Raw genomic sequence first — 16,080 nt, forward strand, 5'->3', positions numbered from 1 at the left:
AGGCGCTCTTAGAATCCCCCGGATGGCGTCCTTATGGGGCTGAAGGTCGATGTCCGTGGGGCCTCGCCAGGGAAATAAAGGAGCTTTGAAAGATCCGCAGGAATATATTCGATATGGTCAAGGTTTCTCCCGATCGCCTCTTTAAGGTACCGTTCCTCGTCCAATTGGAGAGAGAGTGAATAGAGAGCAGTCCTCCCTTTTCTCTCTCTCAGGAGAACCCTATCCTTTGTTGCCTGCTTGAGATAAGTGACAATAGAGCGTTCTGTAGATCCCTTTGAGGTTTTCTTGAGAACCCGCTGCATATGTTCGAGCACCTGGCTGTACGTTTTCGCTTTGTTCTCCGCCAGCACTTTGTACGCATCTCGCAGGTCCGGGTCGCGAACCTGCTCTTTCAAGAAATCCCTTCGCCTTATTGCCACAACGTACTCCATTACGGAGAGCTGAGAGAAAAACAGGGCCTCCCTTGAAAGATTGACGAAGGGGGTGAAGTTCCTCAAGGCCAGGGTCTGCTGCAGGGCGGCATGGAACCTCTCTAGGTTCACTTTGTTGCTGTAATACCGGCTCGGGTTGTAGATGTTGTACTTGTTAAGGCCGAGGTCTCGCAATAATGCGTGCTCGAGTATCCTGCAGAGCCGTTTGTTGCCGTTCCTGAAAGGATGTATGGCGTAGAGACCAGTTATAAAGAGATTGACTCCCGTGATAGTCGGGTTATGCTGCAGAAACTCGATGAGCCGTTTGAGCTCCGAGGGAATATCCTTAGAGGGGATCGGGCGATAATGATCACCGAACCTGCCGAGCCCGACAACCACCTCATCAGTGTCCCGAAACCTGCCTGCATTGTATTTGGAAAACCCGATAACATATCCATCAAAGCGGTCGAGTCCATCCGTGAGCCGATGGTGCAGGTCCTGTATGAGCTCGGGTGAAAGCCGATGTATCAGATGCGGGCGAGCAGAAGGGGGTATGAACTTTTCGCTATTGACGAACTGCAAGGTGTCGACAATATTTTCATACTCAAGCCTGCTGTAATCGTCTTTGGCGGTGACCCGATTGACTGCCCCCGATGTGTCCTGCCTGCGCGCGCCCCTCTCGCGATCGGCGAAGATGGTCCGTGCCTCGTTGATGCCGATGGTGTTCTGGCCCTCAAGTTTGGATATCGCCAGAGAGGCGAGCAATGCCGACTGTTTTGCAAGGAACGGTTTGACAGCAGGCTGCACGTCTGAATAGACAGCTATCTCTTCGTCGACGCGCTTGAATGTCTCATCATCGAAGGTGATACGCTCTCGCACGTACCCGAATCCCCTATCGGTGAGTATTTTGAGCTTTGCGAAAGAGACTTTTTCGACCTTTTGCCAATAGAACTGTTCCATGGCCATACTATAGCTGAAAAACTACTGAAAAGACAACTGAAGCTAGACTAATAAAACACATTGAAAGATACTTGAAATTAGGAAAAATCTGACGGGCTATAGCACATATTTATAAATAACAACAGAGGCAGCGGAATGGTACCATTTCACCGTGCAGACTCGTCCCGTCGGATGATCAAGCCTCTGAAACTGAAGTATAAACGGAGGAGTGCATCAATATCCCTGCTCCGGTCGCCGGGCATGCGCGCCATCAGTTCCGAGCAGTGCATGGTAACTTCACCCCCCAATGGGTAAAATTCACTCTGCATTATAAGAGGCGGAATGTATAATAGTCTGTAATCGTAAAAATGCCGGCCCTGCGCGGCATAGCGCATCGAGAGGATTGTTTTTGAATTATGAGCCGAATTATTGACCCGTCACTCTTGTCCGATAAGCTTTGTCTTGCAGTCTTTTTCAGCATCATCGTGTTCCTCAATGGATGTGCTGCAACAAAAAGTCTTTATGAGAAATATCAGCCCGGTACAGGGCATCGGGAAGAACGTATCGAACGAAATGACTTCTCGGTGAGAAAAGGAGATGATGTCATCGGCCGGCTGGCGTTCATCAGTCTTGAAAAAGGGGATACGCTGCCGGACGTTGCACGGCACTTCGGCCTTGGAATCGATGAAATCAGTGCGGCTAACCCGGGGATAGACAGGTGGGCGCCCGAGCCCGGAGAGCGTATCCTGCTGCCTCTGCGCTTTATCCTGCCGGACGCTCCCCGAAGAGGAATCGTGATCAACCTGGCAGCAATGAGGCTTTTTCATTTCAAAGAGGATGGCGAGTCACTGATGGTGTTTACCTATCCGGTCGGCATCGGTACCGAAGAGCGGCCCTCGCCCACGGGTCAAATGTATGTGGAACGCAAGGCAGCCCGGCCGACCTGGCATGTGCCTGCCTCCATTGCCGAGGATCATCGCAAGAAAGGAGATCCTCTCCCTCCCGCAGTGCTGCCGGGACCTCTGAATCCCCTCGGAGAATACGCGCTCTATCTGAGCAAGCCGACGTATCTGATCCATGGCACCAATAAACCGGCCAGCATCGGCCTCAGGGCAACCAACGGCTGCATACGGCTCTACCCGGAAGACATCGAAAGACTCTATGAGAACACCACCGTTAAAGCACCGGTATACATCGTTAACCAGCCCTATCTCCTGGGCCGGTTGAATGGGGTCGTCTACATGGAGGCTCATGCGCTCCCGGAAGACATGGACTCTGTTGAGTTCGACAAGGTCTATGCGAAATTGAGAAGCCTTGAAAAGGAATCGGGACGCACGCTCGACTGGAGCACAGTGAAAAGAGTAGCGGCCGAGGCCCGCGGCATTCCCGTCCCCCTCTTCGGGATCGGGCCGGGAGGCGGAAAAGAGATCGCGGAGCCCATAGAGCTCGATCACCCGGGCGAATTATACGGGAGGCCGGAAGTGCCGGAGCTGAAAGCGGATGCGTGGTCTGTTCTGGCTGCCGACATGCGCGACAAGACGGATGCGGTGAGGCTTGCCGCCATCATCAACCACCAGGGGCCGCCAATCCCGGCGAGGGTGGTATCGAAGGGCGCTCGCCACCGCGTTATCGCCGGCCCCTTCAACGACGTCAGAGATGCCAACGAGGCAATCAAGCGCTTGAAGGTCGATTTGGCAATAGACGGCACATTGATTGAGCCTGTCAAAGAAATCGTCGAGAGAAAGGAGGTGAAGAGACGATGAAGAAGAGTTTTTTGATGATCTCGCTGATGCTTGTTCTTGCTGTTCTTCTCGGGGCATGTGCAACAAAAGGCGACCTCGCGAAAGTTCAGTCGGACGAAATGATGACGCGTGCGAAGGCTGATCAGGCAGCGCAGGATGCGCAGGTTGCCAAGGCGGCGGCTGATGCGGCTACGCTAAGGGCGGAGGCTGCGGTAGCCCGCGCCGAAGATGCCCTGAAGAAGGCAGAGGAAAGAGAGAGGATAGCAGAGGAAAAGGCGAAGATGGCAGAAGAAAAGATACAGCTCGCAGACCAGAGGGCGCAGGCGGCTGACGACATGTTCCAGAGATCGATGAGGAAGTAAGCGATGGAAGGGAGGGGCTGCCAACGGCACCTCTCATGTCCGGGAAGGGGGGAGGCAGGGAGAGACCCTGCCTCCCCTGCTTCTGCCGTTCACGTCTTTCCCGATAATCAGCAAACCGTTATGAACGAACACGAAGGCGAGTATGAGTAAAAAGCCGAGCAGGAGAGGGGAGCATCGTTATCTTTTCCTCGCCTGCATCATGATACTGCCACTGCTCTTATGCGGATGCAGTCACCTTACTGAGGCTTCCAGGGCCGCGTCAGCCTTCAAAGAGGCGAACGACCTCTTCAGCCAGGGAAACTACCGGGCCGCTCTGACCAGATACGAACATATTATTGAACATTATCCCGCTGCGGGAGAGAGGGCTCTTTTCGAGATGGGCATTATTTACGCGTATCCCGGGAATGAGCGGAAAGATTATCAGAAATCCCTGGAATATTTTCAGAAAATCGTAAAGGAGCATCCGGAGAGCGGGTACAGGAAAGACAGTGAGATGATGCTCTTTCAAATCACTAATGTCACTCTCAAGGATAAGACGATTGCTGCGCAGCAAGCACAGATAGAGACTCTCCAGCAGGAGAGCAAGAGCAAGGGAAACGAGCTTATTGCCCTGCAAAAAAAGATCGAGGCGCTCGAACAGGAAGTTAAGAAGAAAGAGAGCGAGATCGTTGCCTTGCAAAGAGAGATTTTTGCTGTCCAGAAGGGACCGGCAGATAAGATCCTGATAGAGAAGAAGGCGCGGCGAATGACACTGTTCTCCAAAGATACGGTGCTCAAGACCTACAAAATAGCCCTGGGGGGAAACCCGGATGGTCCAAAAGAGAGACAAGGCGATAACAAGACCCCCGAGGGAACCTACACTATCGATTGGAGGAACAGGAACAGCGACTATCACCTGTCGCTCCATATTTCCTATCCGAACGAACAAGACAGAAAAAGGGCGAAAGAGCTCGGCGTCTCTCCGGGCGGAGATATCATGATCCACGGCATCAAGAACGGTCTGTCGTGGGTCGGTGGTCGCCACACGGAGATTGACTGGACAAAGGGCTGTATCGCCGTTACCGATGAGGAAATCGAGGAAATTGACAGGCTGGTGCCCAATGGTACGGTTGTCGAGATAATCCCATAGGAGTTTCATAAGGTGCCGTTCTGCCGATCAACCTCGCGTATCGGTCAATGTCTCTTCGATATAAAGTCCCGCCGGCAGTGATTCTCCGAAGATGCTCTTCTCATCCTCCCAGCCGAGGGGGACCGCTTCCCGTATCTGGCCGAGAGAGCGTTCGGCCCAGGGAAAGGCGGAGAGGCGCTCGATGACGCGCTCGCGGAGGGGTGCATCGATATCCCTGCTCCGGTCGCCGGTCATGCGCGCCATCTGGGTCAGGGCATACACGGCATCATGGGGCCGCGCCCACTCTTCTTTCAGTATGGCCTCTATCCACTGTTCCGCCGTCTCCCGCGGCACGACCCTCTCGACAGGGCCATGGAAGGGCACCCGGGCGCCGAGGCGGGAGAGTATCCAGAAGTAGTGCCCTGCTGCCCTGCCTTTCCACCGTTTGGAAGATCCGAGCAACTCATTCCCGAGCTCTGTCTTTATCCCGGGCGGGAGCCGTTCGAGGCTTGCTGCGAGCATCCACATCTCGGTGACGACCGCTTCGGGCTGCTTCGGCGCCCCCTGTCTTTTGCGGGAAGGGAGGAGCCAGGGAGCGATGCGCTTGAAGAGCACGTCCTGCTGCGCGTCGTTGAGCCCGCCTGCGCTCCGCCGCCACATGATCCACCACTCCGCAGCGCACTGCACGTCGTTGGGGAACTGGACGCCCTCGGAGATGAGCTTCCAGAGCTCTTCGATGCGCCAGTCGTCGAGCTCGTAGCCGAAGCCGGGCCGCAGGAGGAACCCCGAGAGGCTGAGCCACCGCGCCTCGTGACGGGGAGTCGTCCGCCGCCGCTCCCTGACGGCGATGAGGTGGTCCCACATCTTACGGATAGCGGCGAGGGGCCAGTCGTTCCGGTCGAGCTCGAGTAACGCCTCTATCTTCTTTACCACATTCCCGGGCGTCACGTCCGAGGGCTCGCGGGGAGAGCTCAGGAACGCCTGCTCTACGAGGTCGAGGGCGCTGTTCACCGCTGTATCGGTAAGCGTATGGGTCTCCGCCATCGTTTGCTGCGACGGGGCCTGGAGCGCATCCTCCATGCGGAGCTGGAAGGCGAGCTTCCAGCGGTGGGGCGTCTTCTTCGATTCGCACCAGAGGTCGAGAGTGCCGAACTCGTTGAGCCGGATTCCCAGTGAAACGGGTATTCTGACCCTGCCGGCGCTCTTGCCGAAGTGGAGCACGGTCCTGACCGGAGGGAGCTCGACGAACTCGTCTCTTTCAGCAGTGATCACCTGCCCGGGCTCATCGCCGACGCGGTAGCTCGAAGCATAGAGCGTGAAGCTCACCGGGCTGTTGGTCATGACCTGGAACTCCGGGCTGGAGAGATGCAGCTCCCCTCCTTCCTCGAACCCTCTCGGAAGAACGCAGACAGCCGTGACCGGGTTGACGAGCTGCGCATCCGCCCGTTCGCCGGCCCGCTCCACGCCGATGTAGTATGCCCGTGCTGTTCCCGCTGCGATCCGCCGGCCTCTGCCTTCGCGCACCGCGGCGTAATAAGCGGCGCCGATCGCGACCGCCTGGTCGAGGGTATCGTTTTCGAGTACCTGCACTCTCCACTCACCATCGGAGAACCAGTGGGTGATCACGTCGACCGCCTGCTCCCTGATCACCGGGGACTTGAAGACGCCTCCGTTGAAGAGGAGCATGTCGGGACGAACCACCGCCTCCCCGCTCCGGCTGTCGATTACCCGGGGCAGTTCCTTGCTCCCCGCATGCCGTTTCAGGAAGGACGAGAGGTGGCGCATGACAGCGGTATCAGAGACGAAGGGCAGGCCGAGCTCCTGCAGCCCCGTTGCCCTGCCCCGCTGCACCGGCTCGTCGAGTTCGACCTTTTTGAAGAAGCCTTCGATTATAGTATCTCTGACTTCCGCTGCGGTCAGCTCGGTCCTGAGCAGCTCTCCCACCACCCTGCGTCCTCTCCCGAGAATGGTGACCGGCACGCTCTCCCGCTGCCCCTGGCCGAGGAGCTCCTCTTTCGCCTCCCGGCACTGCTGGACAGCGGAGAGCCACTGCTGGTAATCGAACCGGCCCGAGCCGCCCGTGACCTTCTTCTCGATTCCGCGGGCGAGGGCGAGGTCCATATTGTCGCCGCCGAGGAGGAGGTGGTCGCCTACCGCAACGCGGCGGAAGACCGGCGCCCCTGCTTCCTCGTGTATGGTTATGAGCGTGAAGTCGGTCGTCCCGCCGCCCACGTCGAAGACGAGGATGAGCGCTCCGGGACGTACGGTATCGCGCCAGTCCTGTTCGTGCGCGGCGAGCCAGGAGTAGAAGGCTGCCTGGGGCTCTTCGAGCATGGTGAAGTGCCGCAGCCCCGCCATCTGCGCCGCCTCTGCCGTGAGCTCCCGGGCCGACTCGTCGAACGAGGCGGGAATGGTGACCACGAGCTGCTGCTCTTCGAGAGCGCGTCTTGCATCACCCTGCGCAACCGCGTAATTCCAGGCATCCTTCAGGTGCCTGAGATAGAGAGAGGACGCCTCGACCGGCGATACCCGCCGTGCCGCCGTCTCCCTGCCCCAGGGGAGGATCGGCCCCTTGCGGTCGACACGGCTGTGGCTGAGCCATGATTTGGCCGAGGCGACGAGATTGGCCGGGACGCGGGCGCCCTGAATACGGGCGAACATGCCTACGATACGGGTGCTCTCTTTTTCCCAGGGCAGGGCGATGCTCCCGGGGGGCAGCTCGTATTCACCGGGGAGATAAAGGAACGAGGGCAGCACCGGCAGCTCCTGAATGATCCCTTCACCGGCGAGCTGGGGGATGGAGAAGCGTTCGATGCCCTTATCGCCGCCCTGTTCCGCATCGATAAAGGAGAGCGCCGAGTTGGTGGTGCCGAGGTCGATGCCTATGCGATAACGCGCGTGGTGTCCTGAGTGCATCACACCGCGACTTCCTCCCGCACGGTGAACTCGAGCTTCCATCTGCCTCTCCGGCCGTTGTGCGCCTCGGTCGCTTCGCACCAGAGCTCGAGGCTGCCCGTCTCGGTGAGATAGCTATGGAGGCGCACCGGCGCCAGTGCGCCGGGCTCGACGCCCTCTGCGGGCAGCACGGTCTCGAGGGGCGCGAGCTCGACGATCTCGTCCCTGTCCCATTCTTCGATTACGGCGCCGGGAGGGTCCTCTTTTCTCGTCAGCGACGTGAGGAACCGGAAGACCGCGGGCTCTCCCACGATCAGGCCGAACTCCTGTCCAGGGATCTCGAAATCGGTCCCCTCTTCCATGCCGAAGGGGACGACGCAGATCGCCTTCAGGGGAGGAGGCATGCCCGGCACTGCAGGCATGGAGGTCTCGACGCCGATGTAGTAGGTCCGCGGAGCGCCGGCGCGTATCCTGACCCCTCTCCCCCGTTTTGCATAGCCGTAGTAGGCTGCGCCGAGGGCGACGGCGCGTTCGGGGTCTATGCCCGAGAGCACCGCCACCGGCCCGTCCTGCTCTGCCGCGAGCCACGCATCGAGCCTGCGGGTGATGCGGTCGCGCAGGACTGCCGCTTTGGTGACACCGCCGTTGAAGAGTACCTTCGTCGGATGGATGAAGCTCCTTCCGCCTGCGGCCTCACCCTCTCCCGTGCGCACGTTCTGGCGCAGGAATTTGGCGAGGTGGCGCGTCACCGCCGTATCCGCTGCATACTGCAGCCCCAGCTCTCTCAGCCCCGTCGCCCTCCGCTCCGAGGGCGCATCGGTGACGGATGCCTCGGGAAAGAAGCCTTCGAGAATGACCCGCTCCATCTCCTCGCGAAGGAGCTCGGTCGTGATCGTCCCGCCCACCACGCTCCGTCCCCTGCCGAGGACCGTGACCGGCCGGCTGGCAGAGGCCGGATCGTTCAGCATGATCTCCTTCGCCTCCCTGCACTGCTGCACGAGGCCCATGGTCTGCTTCGTATCGAGCGGGACGTTCCGTTCCGCCAGGCGGCTGCGCACCGAGAAGGCGAGGGCGAGGTCCATATTGTCGCCGCCGAGGAGGATATGCTCGCCCACCGCCACACGCCTGAGCGCGAGGGCTCCTTTCTCTTCGCTCACTTCGATGATGCTGAAGTCGGTGGTGCCTCCGCCGATATCGCAGACGAGCACCACATCGCCCACTGCGACCTGTTTTCTCCACGACTCCTCGCTTCCGCTGATCCAGGCATACAGCGCGGCCTGCGGCTCTTCGAGGAGCGTGACCTGCTGCAGTCCCGCCCGTTCAGCGGCCCTTACGGTCAGGTCGCGGGCAACGGCATCGAACGAGGCGGGCACGGTGATGAGCACGGCCTGGTTTTCGAGGAGGTAATCGGGATTTCCGCCGGCGATGGTGTGGTTCCAGACATTGCGGATATGATCGATGTAGCGGGCCGAGACCTCGAGCGGCGAGAGCTTCGGCACCTCTTCGGGCGCATGCCACGGCAGCAGGGGGGCGGTCCTGTCCACGGCAGGATAGCTGAGCCACGATTTTGCCGAAGAGACCATGCGGAGCGGGACCTCGGCTCCGCGCTTACGGGCGAATTCGCCGACGACGAGGTGCGGCTCCTCTTCCCAGGGGAGGGAGAGACTCTTCTCCGGCAGCTCCGCACCTGCAGGGAGATAGAGAAAGGAGGAGAGCATATCGCGCGCCTCGACCACGCCCGCCTCGACCACCTGGGGAATGGCGAGCAGGCGTATCTCGGGAGCGTCGTCCCTGATCTCTTCCGTATCGATATACCCGGCCACGCAATTCGTGGTGCCGAGGTCAATGCCGACAATGTAGCGGGGGGTATCCATCACCTTATCTCGACCTCTGCAGGCTCGACGATGTGCGGGGCCTGGCTCTTCGGTATAGGCGGCATGCGCATTGCCGAGATCTTCCAGCCGCTGTGGCGCACCGTTCCCTTGAAGGGAGGCGGTCCGACGACAGTGCCGGTGAGGCGCAGGGCTGATGGATCGAACCCCTCCCTGACGACCACCTCGTCGCCTTCGCGCTCCGGCAGTACCGGCTCGATATCCATGTGCTCCGCTATCGCCTTCCGGCACTCCTTGTGAATATTCCTGACCGCGGCGCCTACCTGCCGGTCATCGAACCCGCTTATGTCCTCCATGAGAAAGTCGATGAGGCGGCCCTCCTTCTGCAGGAGCGAGAGCGCCTGGACGGCTCCGGGCTCGAAGGAGACCTGTTCGGCAGGAGGAGCCTTCACGGGCTCCAGCGCCGCCGTCGCAGGAGGCGCTTCCGGCGGCCTCGCAGGGGCGCTCTTCAAAGCCTTCGAGACGATCACGGCGAATATCGCCGAGAGGACCACCCCGGCGATGAGCAGCAGCACCACGCGCTGCGCAGGCGGCTGCTCCGAGAGGGCGGGGACCGCAAAGGCGACGGCAAGCATGGCGACAAGCGTAACGGCCACCAGGGAAGCTAGTGCTGTTCCTCGTGAAAGCATGGTTATTCTCCCTGCCGTACAAGGCACGTCTGTACGCCGCAGCCTGTACGCCGCAGAAGGTAGCGATTGGTACGATGCCTCTTCTCGAACCAGATAGAAGGAAAGCCCCTTTTGCTCTGAACTCTAAGAGCTTCTAACAGAATGAAAGAGCATGGAGTCGGGCGAGGCATAGTATGTGGAGCGGTATCAGCAGCCCGAGCGGAATCATGGATGATGGAGCGGGCTGGTGCCTCGGAGGCAAACAGGATGTTTGCCGAGAATGAGCGAACAGACTGTGCCTTGTCTGACTCCCTCCGCTCATTCCGTTAGACGCTCTAGAAATTGTATCCCAAAAAAGGTGCGTTGACAACTCAATAATGGACGCCTTGACGGCGCGATTGCCGGTATAATGGAGATATGGACTTTTGCGATCTCGATTGCAGATACGCTGCATTCCCGAAGTCGGATGCGGTGGACGGCTCCCGCAGCTGCAGGACCTTCATCGCCCTTGAGTGCACGCTGAAGAAGAAGCTCGTCCACAAGAACCTGCCCTGTGCGGACAAGGAGGCGCGGTGGGAGAAAGGGAAGAGCGGGAGCGCACGCAAGCGGAAGACAAAAAGAGCGTGACCGGCCTCTCGCGAGGGAGCTACTCTTCTTTGCCGCCGTGTTTCTTGTGGGTCAGATAGATGGAGAGGGCGACGAGGAAGATGCCTGCGCTGAGGGCGAGGATGCTCATGATGTCCCCGTAGCTGAAGTTCACCGCGTGTTTGAAGAAGGTGACGATCAGGACCATGATGATGACCTTCGCGAGCTTCTCCTTGAGCTGGTCGAGCGAGTGGATGACGAGGATCTTCGACGACCTGGTATCGTTCTCGATATGCTCGATCTTGCTGATGAAGAGCTCGTACAGCCCGATGCCGAAGATGATCAGCACCGTGGCGATCAGGTATGCGTCGAGGGCCCCGATAATGTGGGTGATGGCTGTCTTGTGAAACGCAGCGTAGACCGATGCGTCGCCGAAGGCGTACGCGGCATCGGCGAGCACATGGAGGATGTCATAACTCCCGATGACGACGAGCAGCAGTGCGGCGAGTATGCTCGCGACCACGGCGAGCAGGATGACGAGCCTGCTCTCCCAGAGTATTCTCTCGATAATCCGTTCAAAGCGCCGGAACATGGCTCCTCCATTATACCAGAGTTGAGGCGGCGTGATCGAAGGGAATGGACCCGTCAGCTATAACGGAATCGCGGGTGAAGGCAGGGGGCGTGAGCTTTTTCATGCGGAGCGCCGGGTCCGGCGCACCCGGCCGGCCGGTGGTCGTCATGGTGCACGGGATGATCGTATCGAGCTGGTACTGGGCCCCTGCGCTCAGGGAGCTCGCTCCCCTCTGTACTGCCTGCGCCCCCGATCTGCCGGGGTACGGAAGGAGCCAGAAGCTCGCCCACGCCCTGCCGGTGCCGGACCTGGCGGATGCGCTCGGGGCGTGGATGGACGCCGCCGGTATCGCTTCGGCAAGTATGATCGGCAACTCGTACGGATGCGCGGTGGTCACCGAGTTCGCGGTGCGGTACCCTTCGAGGATCCGGCGCGCCGTGCTCCAGGGCCCCACCACGGACGAGGAGGCCCGCCGTTTCCTCATCCAGCTCCTTCGCTTCATACGTACCGCTCCGTATGAGTCGCCCTCCCTTCCCCTCGGGATGGTGCGGGACTACCGGGCCGCGGGCTGGCCGGTGGTCGTCGAGACGATCCGCCAGGCCCTCCGCGATCCGATCGAGAAGCGGCTTCCCCTCGTGAGAATTCCCGCCCTGGTAGTGCGCGGCACGAGGGACTATGTATCGCCCCAGCGCTGGGCGGAACGGGTGACCTCGCTGCTGCCGGACGGGCGGCTGGCGGTCATTCCGGGAGGCGGGCACGGTGTCAACTATTCGAGGGCGAGGGAGTTTGTCGGAGTGATACGGCCTTTCCTGGAACTGTAGCAAAGGCAGCTCACCATCGTCCTCAATAGCTCAGGTTTACATCGATAAGGCGGGTGCTGTCATTACCTCTGCGCAGAGCTCAACGAACAGCATTTGAACATTGTCGGCGTGCGCCACTCCGTCTCTGCCTGGACCTGATGTCTTTGCGGCATAAACTAGGGTATAATCAAAGCGAAGGTCCACTGCAGGGAGGGTCGCAATCATGGATGAGACGTACACGTTCGTGGCAAAGGATGGCAGGGAGGTCACCCTCAGGCCGGCGGTTCCCGCCGATGCCGCCGAGATCATCAACACCGTCAGGTCCACGTCCCTCGAACGGAGCTATGTGCTGATGGAGGAGTACGGCAGAAACGCGGCATCCGAAGAGGCGTACATCAGGGACATGGACCGGCAGCACAACCTGCTCCTCGTGGCGGTTGCCGACGGCGCGGTCATCGGGAGTCTCGCCGCGCTCCAGGCCGACGGCGGTGGCCGGCCGCAGACCGCCCATGTCCTCAATATCGGACTGCATATAGCGAAGGAGTATCGCGGTCACGGCATCGGTACGGAGATGCTGAAGTATACCGCGGCATGGGCCAGGGAGCGGGGTTTCACAAAGCTCGAGGCTGCCATCTTTACGACCAACAAGCGTTCCCTCAATCTCTTCCGCAAGGCCGGGTTTGTCGAGGACGGCACCCGGCAGAAGCAGATCCGCGTCGGGAAGAACTACATCGACGAGGTCTACATGGGGATGTTCCTGGAGTAGCGGGAGATTGTCATCAGAACCTATATTCTCAAGAGAATGGCGCTGCTCATCCCCCTTCTGCTCGGGGTGACTCTCTTTGCCTTCTTCCTCCTCAAATCGCTTCCCGGAGATATCGTGACGAGTCTCGTCGGGGAGCGGGCGAGCCCGGAGAGCATCGAGCGCATCAGGAAGGAGCTCGGCGCGGACCGGGGATTCTTTGCCCAGTATACGGGGTACCTGAAGCTGCTCGCGACCGGGGATTTCGGCAGATCCTACTATACCAGCAGGGAAGTGCTGCCCGACATCGCGGCGAAGTTCCCCAATACGCTGAAGCTCGCCTTTGCCGCGATGCTCGTGACCGTGCCCTCCGGCATCCTCCTCGGCGTCGCCGCCGCCTATAGGCGAGGCGGCCTTCTCGAAAAGGGCATCGACGCCTTCTCTCTCGCCGGTGTGAGTGTTCCCGTGTTCTGGAGCGCGCTCATGGTGATGATCGTCTTCAGCCTGAAGCTGAAGCTCCTGCCTCCCTCGGGCACCGGCGACCTCCGGTTCCTCGTGCTTCCCGCGACGGTCCTGGCGATCCCCGCAACCGCGACCCTGGTGCGGGTGACCAAAGCCACCGTCGCCGACATCATGACGATGCCCTTCGTGAATACGGCCAGGGCCAAGGGCATTCCGGCGAAGAGGATAGGGGCGGTCCATGTGCTCAAGAATGCGCTGATCCCCATCGTCACGATCATAGGCCTCGACTTCGGCAGCTACCTGAACGGCGCGGTGGTGACCGAGACGATCTTCGGATGGGACGGCATAGGGCGCTTTACGATGGAAGGCATACTGAAGCGGGATTATCCGGTCATCATGGGCTGCATCATTGCCGGTACGGTCATCTTCGTCATGATCAACCTCGTGACCGACATCCTGTACCACTATCTCGACCCGAGGGTCCGTCTCGATGCGAGGGAAAGGTAGTCTCCTTATGAGGAGGATCCGGCGCGTGCCGCTGTCGCTCCTGGTGGTCCTCGCTCTCCTCGCTGCCTCGCTCTGCGCCCCCCTGCTCCCGCTCGACGACCCGAACGGCATCGACCTCGATGCATTGAAGCAGGCGCCGAGCCTTTCCCATCCTTTCGGGACGGATACGAAGGGCAGGGATGTGCTCTCGCGGGTGATCCACGGAGCGAAGATATCGATCGGCGTGGCGGCGCTCGCCGCCTTTATCGCTGCGGCCATCGGGTTCGTGGTCGGCCTGACCGCAGGCTATTTCGGCGGCAGGTTCGATACGGCGGTGACGGCGGTCGTCGACTTCGTGCTCTCCTTTCCCTCCCTGCTCCTCGCCATCGCCATCTCGGTCATCCTTCCTCCGGGCATCACGACGGTCATGATCGCGCTGGCGGCAGTCGGATGGACTTCCTTTGCGCGGCTCGTGCGGGGCCATGTGCTGACGATCAGGGATGCGGCCTTCGTCGATGCTGCGCGGGCGGCGGGGTGCAGCACGATGCGTATCCTCTTCGTGCATATCGCGCCGCTCTGTATTCCCTTGAGTCTCGTCCTGATGGGGATTAAACTGGGGGGCTTTATGCTCACCGAAGCGACCCTCAGCTTCCTCGGGCTCGGCGCGCAGCCGCCGACGCCGACCTGGGGCTCGATGATCAGCGCCAACCGCACGTATATCCTGACAGCACCGTGGATGGTCTTCTATCCCGGACTGGTGCTGTCGATAACGGCCTTCTGTTTCAATCGGATGGGGGAGGTGCTGAAAAGGAGATTCGAGGTGCGGGACGCCGAAGCGTGACTACCGCTCGCGCAGTTTCTCTTCCTCTTCCTGCTCGGTCTTGCACTCGATGCACATGGTGGTTACCGGCCGTGCTTCGAGCCGCTTGATATTGATCTCTTCGCCGCAGGTATCGCAGATACCGTAGACGCCGGAGTCGATCTTCTCAATCGCTTCTTCTATCTTCTTGAGGAGCTTTCTCTCTCTTCCCCTCAGCTTGAGCATGAAATTCCTGTCTATTTCAGCAGACGCCTGGTCGCCCAGTTCGGGGAAGATGCTCTCGTCGGGGAGCTCGTTGAGCGCCATGCCCGCTTCGTTGAGCAGCGCCTCGCGCTGCTCGGCGAGCTTCTTCTTTATATCCTGGATCTTCTTCTCCCGTGACGAGCTGCTTTCCGCCGGTTTTGCCTTGTCCTTGCCTTTCATCTCCATGCCTCTTCATCGTGAAATAAAATATATTTAAAAAGCATACCAGAAAGAGCGAGGGGTCGTCAAACAACGAATCCCCTCTCGGCCGATCCTTCGCAGAGAGGAGCTTGACATCGGGTAAAAACTGTATGAATCTTTAGTAGGGACCGGGGCCCTTGCCGGGCGCTGTCTTCGAGCGCATGCAGTAATCTCTTGAAATGCTTGACAATTAGGGAAGGCGGTAATATAAAATTATAGACTGATGATGGTTATGCAGACGGTGTGTAATAACCGGTACGAGTAAAGAATGCGAGGGAACCGATGACCAAGGCAGATATCGTCAACTACGTTTTTGAAAAGGTGGGACTTCCGAGAAACGAGGCACAGGATATAGTAGAAACGGTCTTTGACTCCATCAAACAGACCCTTATCGCCGGTGAATCGATAAAGGTTTCGGGGTTCGGCACGTTCAACGTACGGAAGAAGAACTCGCGGATCGGAAGGAATCCCAAGACCAAGGAGGAGGTCGAGATCACGCCGCGGCGGGTCGTCACCTTCAAGGCGAGCGACCAGCTCAAGGAAGCGGTGGAGAAGGTGTGACGCGTTCCTCCGGGGAGGCGGGAAAAAATTTTGGGATTGACGTATAATTACTAGCAATGCACGATGCGTACGAGTCGCCGCAGACCCTGAGGCTTTTCCCGGAGAAGCTCTTTTACAAGATCGGGGAAGTCAGCAGGCTGGTCGGCGTTGAATCCTACGTCTTGAGATACTGGGAGACGGAGTTCTCCTTTCTCAAGCCGCGGAAGAGCAAATCCGGACAGCGTGTCTATACGCGAGCGGATATCGATCTGGTCCTCCAGATCAAGAAGCTCCTCTATGAGGAGAAGTACACCATCGACGGGGTGCGGCGCAAGTTCGGCGCAGCCGCAGAGCCCCCGCACACGACACTCTCCCTCGTGGCCGATGCGGCCGCAGAGACTGTCGAGAGTCCCGCAGAACAAGACGCAGGGCGGCGGAAAGAGGGCAGCGCTCGCAGCGCTGATACTGAAGAGGTCCTCACCCTGGTCAAGTCGAGACTCAAGGAAATTCTCCAGCACCATTTCGGGGCGTAGCGCAGCCTGGATAGCGCACTCGCTTGGGGTGCGAGAGGTCGTCCGTTCGAATCGGATCGCCCCGACCAATTCCGGCAAGGGGATAGAGGAGGCAGACTCTTCTATCCCCTTGTTGCATTTCATTATAACGAACGCTCTTCC

16 protein-coding genes and 1 tRNA gene are annotated in these 16,080 nt (G+C 59.5%); 11 read left to right on the top strand and 6 right to left on the bottom strand.

What is annotated here, in order from left to right; translation table 11 throughout:
• Positions 1-8: 8 nt before the first annotated feature.
• Positions 9-1,370, bottom strand: coding sequence for a Fic family protein (locus AB1805_10500; GenBank protein ID MEW5745849.1), 1,362 nt, complete (start codon positions 1,368-1,370; stop codon positions 9-11).
• A gap of 563 nt (positions 1,371-1,933) precedes the next feature.
• Here AB1805_10500 and AB1805_10505 point away from each other — a divergent pair.
• From AB1805_10505 to AB1805_10515, 3 genes are all read left to right on the top strand, one after another.
• Complete coding sequence (locus tag AB1805_10505; GenBank protein MEW5745850.1) at positions 1,934-3,112, top strand: L,D-transpeptidase family protein; 1,179 nt, start codon at positions 1,934-1,936, stop codon at positions 3,110-3,112.
• A complete protein-coding gene (locus AB1805_10510) occupies positions 3,109-3,453 on the top strand; it encodes an Lpp/OprI family alanine-zipper lipoprotein (protein MEW5745851.1) in 345 nt (114 codons plus the stop codon). Before AB1805_10505 ends, AB1805_10510 begins: the two co-directional genes overlap by 4 nt.
• Positions 3,454-3,595: 142 nt before the next feature.
• Entirely contained in the window at positions 3,596-4,582 is a 987-nt protein-coding gene (locus AB1805_10515; protein ID MEW5745852.1) for a L,D-transpeptidase family protein, read from the top strand.
• Positions 4,583-4,609: 27 nt separating this feature from the next.
• On the opposite strand, the gene AB1805_10520 is transcribed toward AB1805_10515, so the two are convergent.
• Genes AB1805_10520 through AB1805_10530 form a run of 3 tightly spaced genes read right to left on the bottom strand, consistent with a single transcriptional unit; the run spans position 4,610 to position 9,977 of the window.
• Complete coding sequence (locus AB1805_10520; GenBank protein MEW5745853.1) at positions 4,610-7,477, bottom strand: Hsp70 family protein; 2,868 nt, start codon at positions 7,475-7,477, stop codon at positions 4,610-4,612.
• Complete coding sequence (locus tag AB1805_10525) at positions 7,477-9,330, bottom strand: Hsp70 family protein (GenBank protein MEW5745854.1); 1,854 nt, start codon at positions 9,328-9,330, stop codon at positions 7,477-7,479. The genes AB1805_10520 and AB1805_10525 overlap by 1 nt, the downstream gene beginning before the upstream one ends.
• On the bottom strand, positions 9,330-9,977 hold the full coding sequence (locus AB1805_10530) for a DUF2760 domain-containing protein (GenBank protein MEW5745855.1): 648 nt from the start codon (positions 9,975-9,977) through the stop codon (positions 9,330-9,332). The genes AB1805_10525 and AB1805_10530 overlap by 1 nt, the downstream gene beginning before the upstream one ends.
• Before the next feature lie 396 nt (positions 9,978-10,373).
• Here AB1805_10530 and AB1805_10535 point away from each other — a divergent pair, with 396 nt between their 5' ends.
• Positions 10,374-10,583 (top strand): hypothetical protein, encoded by a 210-nt coding sequence (locus AB1805_10535; protein ID MEW5745856.1) that lies wholly within the window; start codon positions 10,374-10,376, stop codon positions 10,581-10,583.
• A 19-nt stretch (positions 10,584-10,602) separates the two neighbouring features.
• Here the strand turns inward: AB1805_10535 and AB1805_10540 are convergent, their stop codons facing one another.
• Entirely contained in the window at positions 10,603-11,133 is a 531-nt protein-coding gene (locus AB1805_10540; protein ID MEW5745857.1) for a YqhA family protein, read from the bottom strand.
• A gap of 44 nt (positions 11,134-11,177) precedes the next feature.
• On the opposite strand from AB1805_10540, the gene AB1805_10545 reads away from it, so the two are divergent.
• The 4 genes from AB1805_10545 (at position 11,178) to AB1805_10560 (ending at position 14,443) form a co-directional block, all read left to right on the top strand.
• Complete coding sequence (locus tag AB1805_10545) at positions 11,178-11,933, top strand: alpha/beta hydrolase (GenBank protein MEW5745858.1); 756 nt, start codon at positions 11,178-11,180, stop codon at positions 11,931-11,933.
• Between the two features lie 202 nt (positions 11,934-12,135).
• A complete protein-coding gene (locus AB1805_10550) occupies positions 12,136-12,678 on the top strand; it encodes a GNAT family N-acetyltransferase (protein ID MEW5745859.1) in 543 nt (180 codons plus the stop codon).
• Positions 12,679-12,702: 24 nt separating this feature from the next.
• Complete coding sequence (locus AB1805_10555; protein ID MEW5745860.1) at positions 12,703-13,623, top strand: ABC transporter permease; 921 nt, start codon at positions 12,703-12,705, stop codon at positions 13,621-13,623.
• A 25-nt stretch (positions 13,624-13,648) separates the two neighbouring features.
• A complete protein-coding gene (locus AB1805_10560; GenBank protein ID MEW5745861.1) occupies positions 13,649-14,443 on the top strand; it encodes an ABC transporter permease in 795 nt (264 codons plus the stop codon).
• On the opposite strand, the gene dksA is transcribed toward AB1805_10560, so the two are convergent.
• On the bottom strand, positions 14,444-14,845 hold the full coding sequence (dksA, locus tag AB1805_10565) for an RNA polymerase-binding protein DksA (protein ID MEW5745862.1): 402 nt from the start codon (positions 14,843-14,845) through the stop codon (positions 14,444-14,446).
• Between the two features lie 303 nt (positions 14,846-15,148).
• On the opposite strand from dksA, the gene AB1805_10570 reads away from it, so the two are divergent.
• The 3 genes from AB1805_10570 to AB1805_10580 all read left to right on the top strand — a co-directional run bounded on the left by AB1805_10570 (position 15,149) and on the right by AB1805_10580 (position 16,007).
• Entirely contained in the window at positions 15,149-15,427 is a 279-nt protein-coding gene (locus AB1805_10570; GenBank protein MEW5745863.1) for an integration host factor subunit alpha, read from the top strand.
• Between the two features lie 56 nt (positions 15,428-15,483).
• Positions 15,484-15,939, top strand: a complete 456-nt coding sequence (locus AB1805_10575; GenBank protein ID MEW5745864.1) for a MerR family transcriptional regulator — start codon at positions 15,484-15,486, stop codon at positions 15,937-15,939.
• Positions 15,930-16,007 (top strand) — tRNA-Pro (locus AB1805_10580). The genes AB1805_10575 and AB1805_10580 overlap by 10 nt, the downstream gene beginning before the upstream one ends.
• The last annotated feature ends 73 nt before the right edge of the window (positions 16,008-16,080 follow it).

Source organism: Nitrospirota bacterium (assembly GCA_040752355.1).
In the GTDB taxonomy this organism is placed as follows: Bacteria; Nitrospirota; Thermodesulfovibrionia; order Thermodesulfovibrionales; family Dissulfurispiraceae; genus JBFMCP01.

Excerpts from the sequence above, each read along its gene's own strand:
- AB1805_10510 (MEW5745851.1), top strand. The coding sequence starts at position 3,109 with ATGAAGAAGAGTTTTTTGATGATCTCGCTGATGCTTGTTCTTGCTGTT.
- AB1805_10570 (MEW5745863.1), top strand. The coding sequence starts at position 15,149 with ATGACCAAGGCAGATATCGTCAACTACGTTTTTGAAAAGGTGGGACTT.
- AB1805_10535 (MEW5745856.1), top strand. The coding sequence starts at position 10,374 with ATGGACTTTTGCGATCTCGATTGCAGATACGCTGCATTCCCGAAGTCG.
- AB1805_10575 (MEW5745864.1), top strand. The coding sequence starts at position 15,484 with ATGCACGATGCGTACGAGTCGCCGCAGACCCTGAGGCTTTTCCCGGAG.
- AB1805_10530 (MEW5745855.1), bottom strand. The coding sequence starts at position 9,977 with ATGCTTTCACGAGGAACAGCACTAGCTTCCCTGGTGGCCGTTACGCTT.
- AB1805_10515 (MEW5745852.1), top strand. The coding sequence starts at position 3,596 with ATGAGTAAAAAGCCGAGCAGGAGAGGGGAGCATCGTTATCTTTTCCTC.
- dksA (MEW5745862.1), bottom strand. The coding sequence starts at position 14,845 with ATGAAAGGCAAGGACAAGGCAAAACCGGCGGAAAGCAGCTCGTCACGG.
- AB1805_10550 (MEW5745859.1), top strand. The coding sequence starts at position 12,136 with ATGGATGAGACGTACACGTTCGTGGCAAAGGATGGCAGGGAGGTCACC.
- AB1805_10500 (MEW5745849.1), bottom strand. The coding sequence starts at position 1,370 with ATGGAACAGTTCTATTGGCAAAAGGTCGAAAAAGTCTCTTTCGCAAAG.
- AB1805_10520 (MEW5745853.1), bottom strand. The coding sequence starts at position 7,477 with ATGCACTCAGGACACCACGCGCGTTATCGCATAGGCATCGACCTCGGC.
- AB1805_10525 (MEW5745854.1), bottom strand. The coding sequence starts at position 9,330 with ATGGATACCCCCCGCTACATTGTCGGCATTGACCTCGGCACCACGAAT.
- AB1805_10545 (MEW5745858.1), top strand. The coding sequence starts at position 11,178 with ATGGACCCGTCAGCTATAACGGAATCGCGGGTGAAGGCAGGGGGCGTG.
- AB1805_10540 (MEW5745857.1), bottom strand. The coding sequence starts at position 11,133 with ATGTTCCGGCGCTTTGAACGGATTATCGAGAGAATACTCTGGGAGAGC.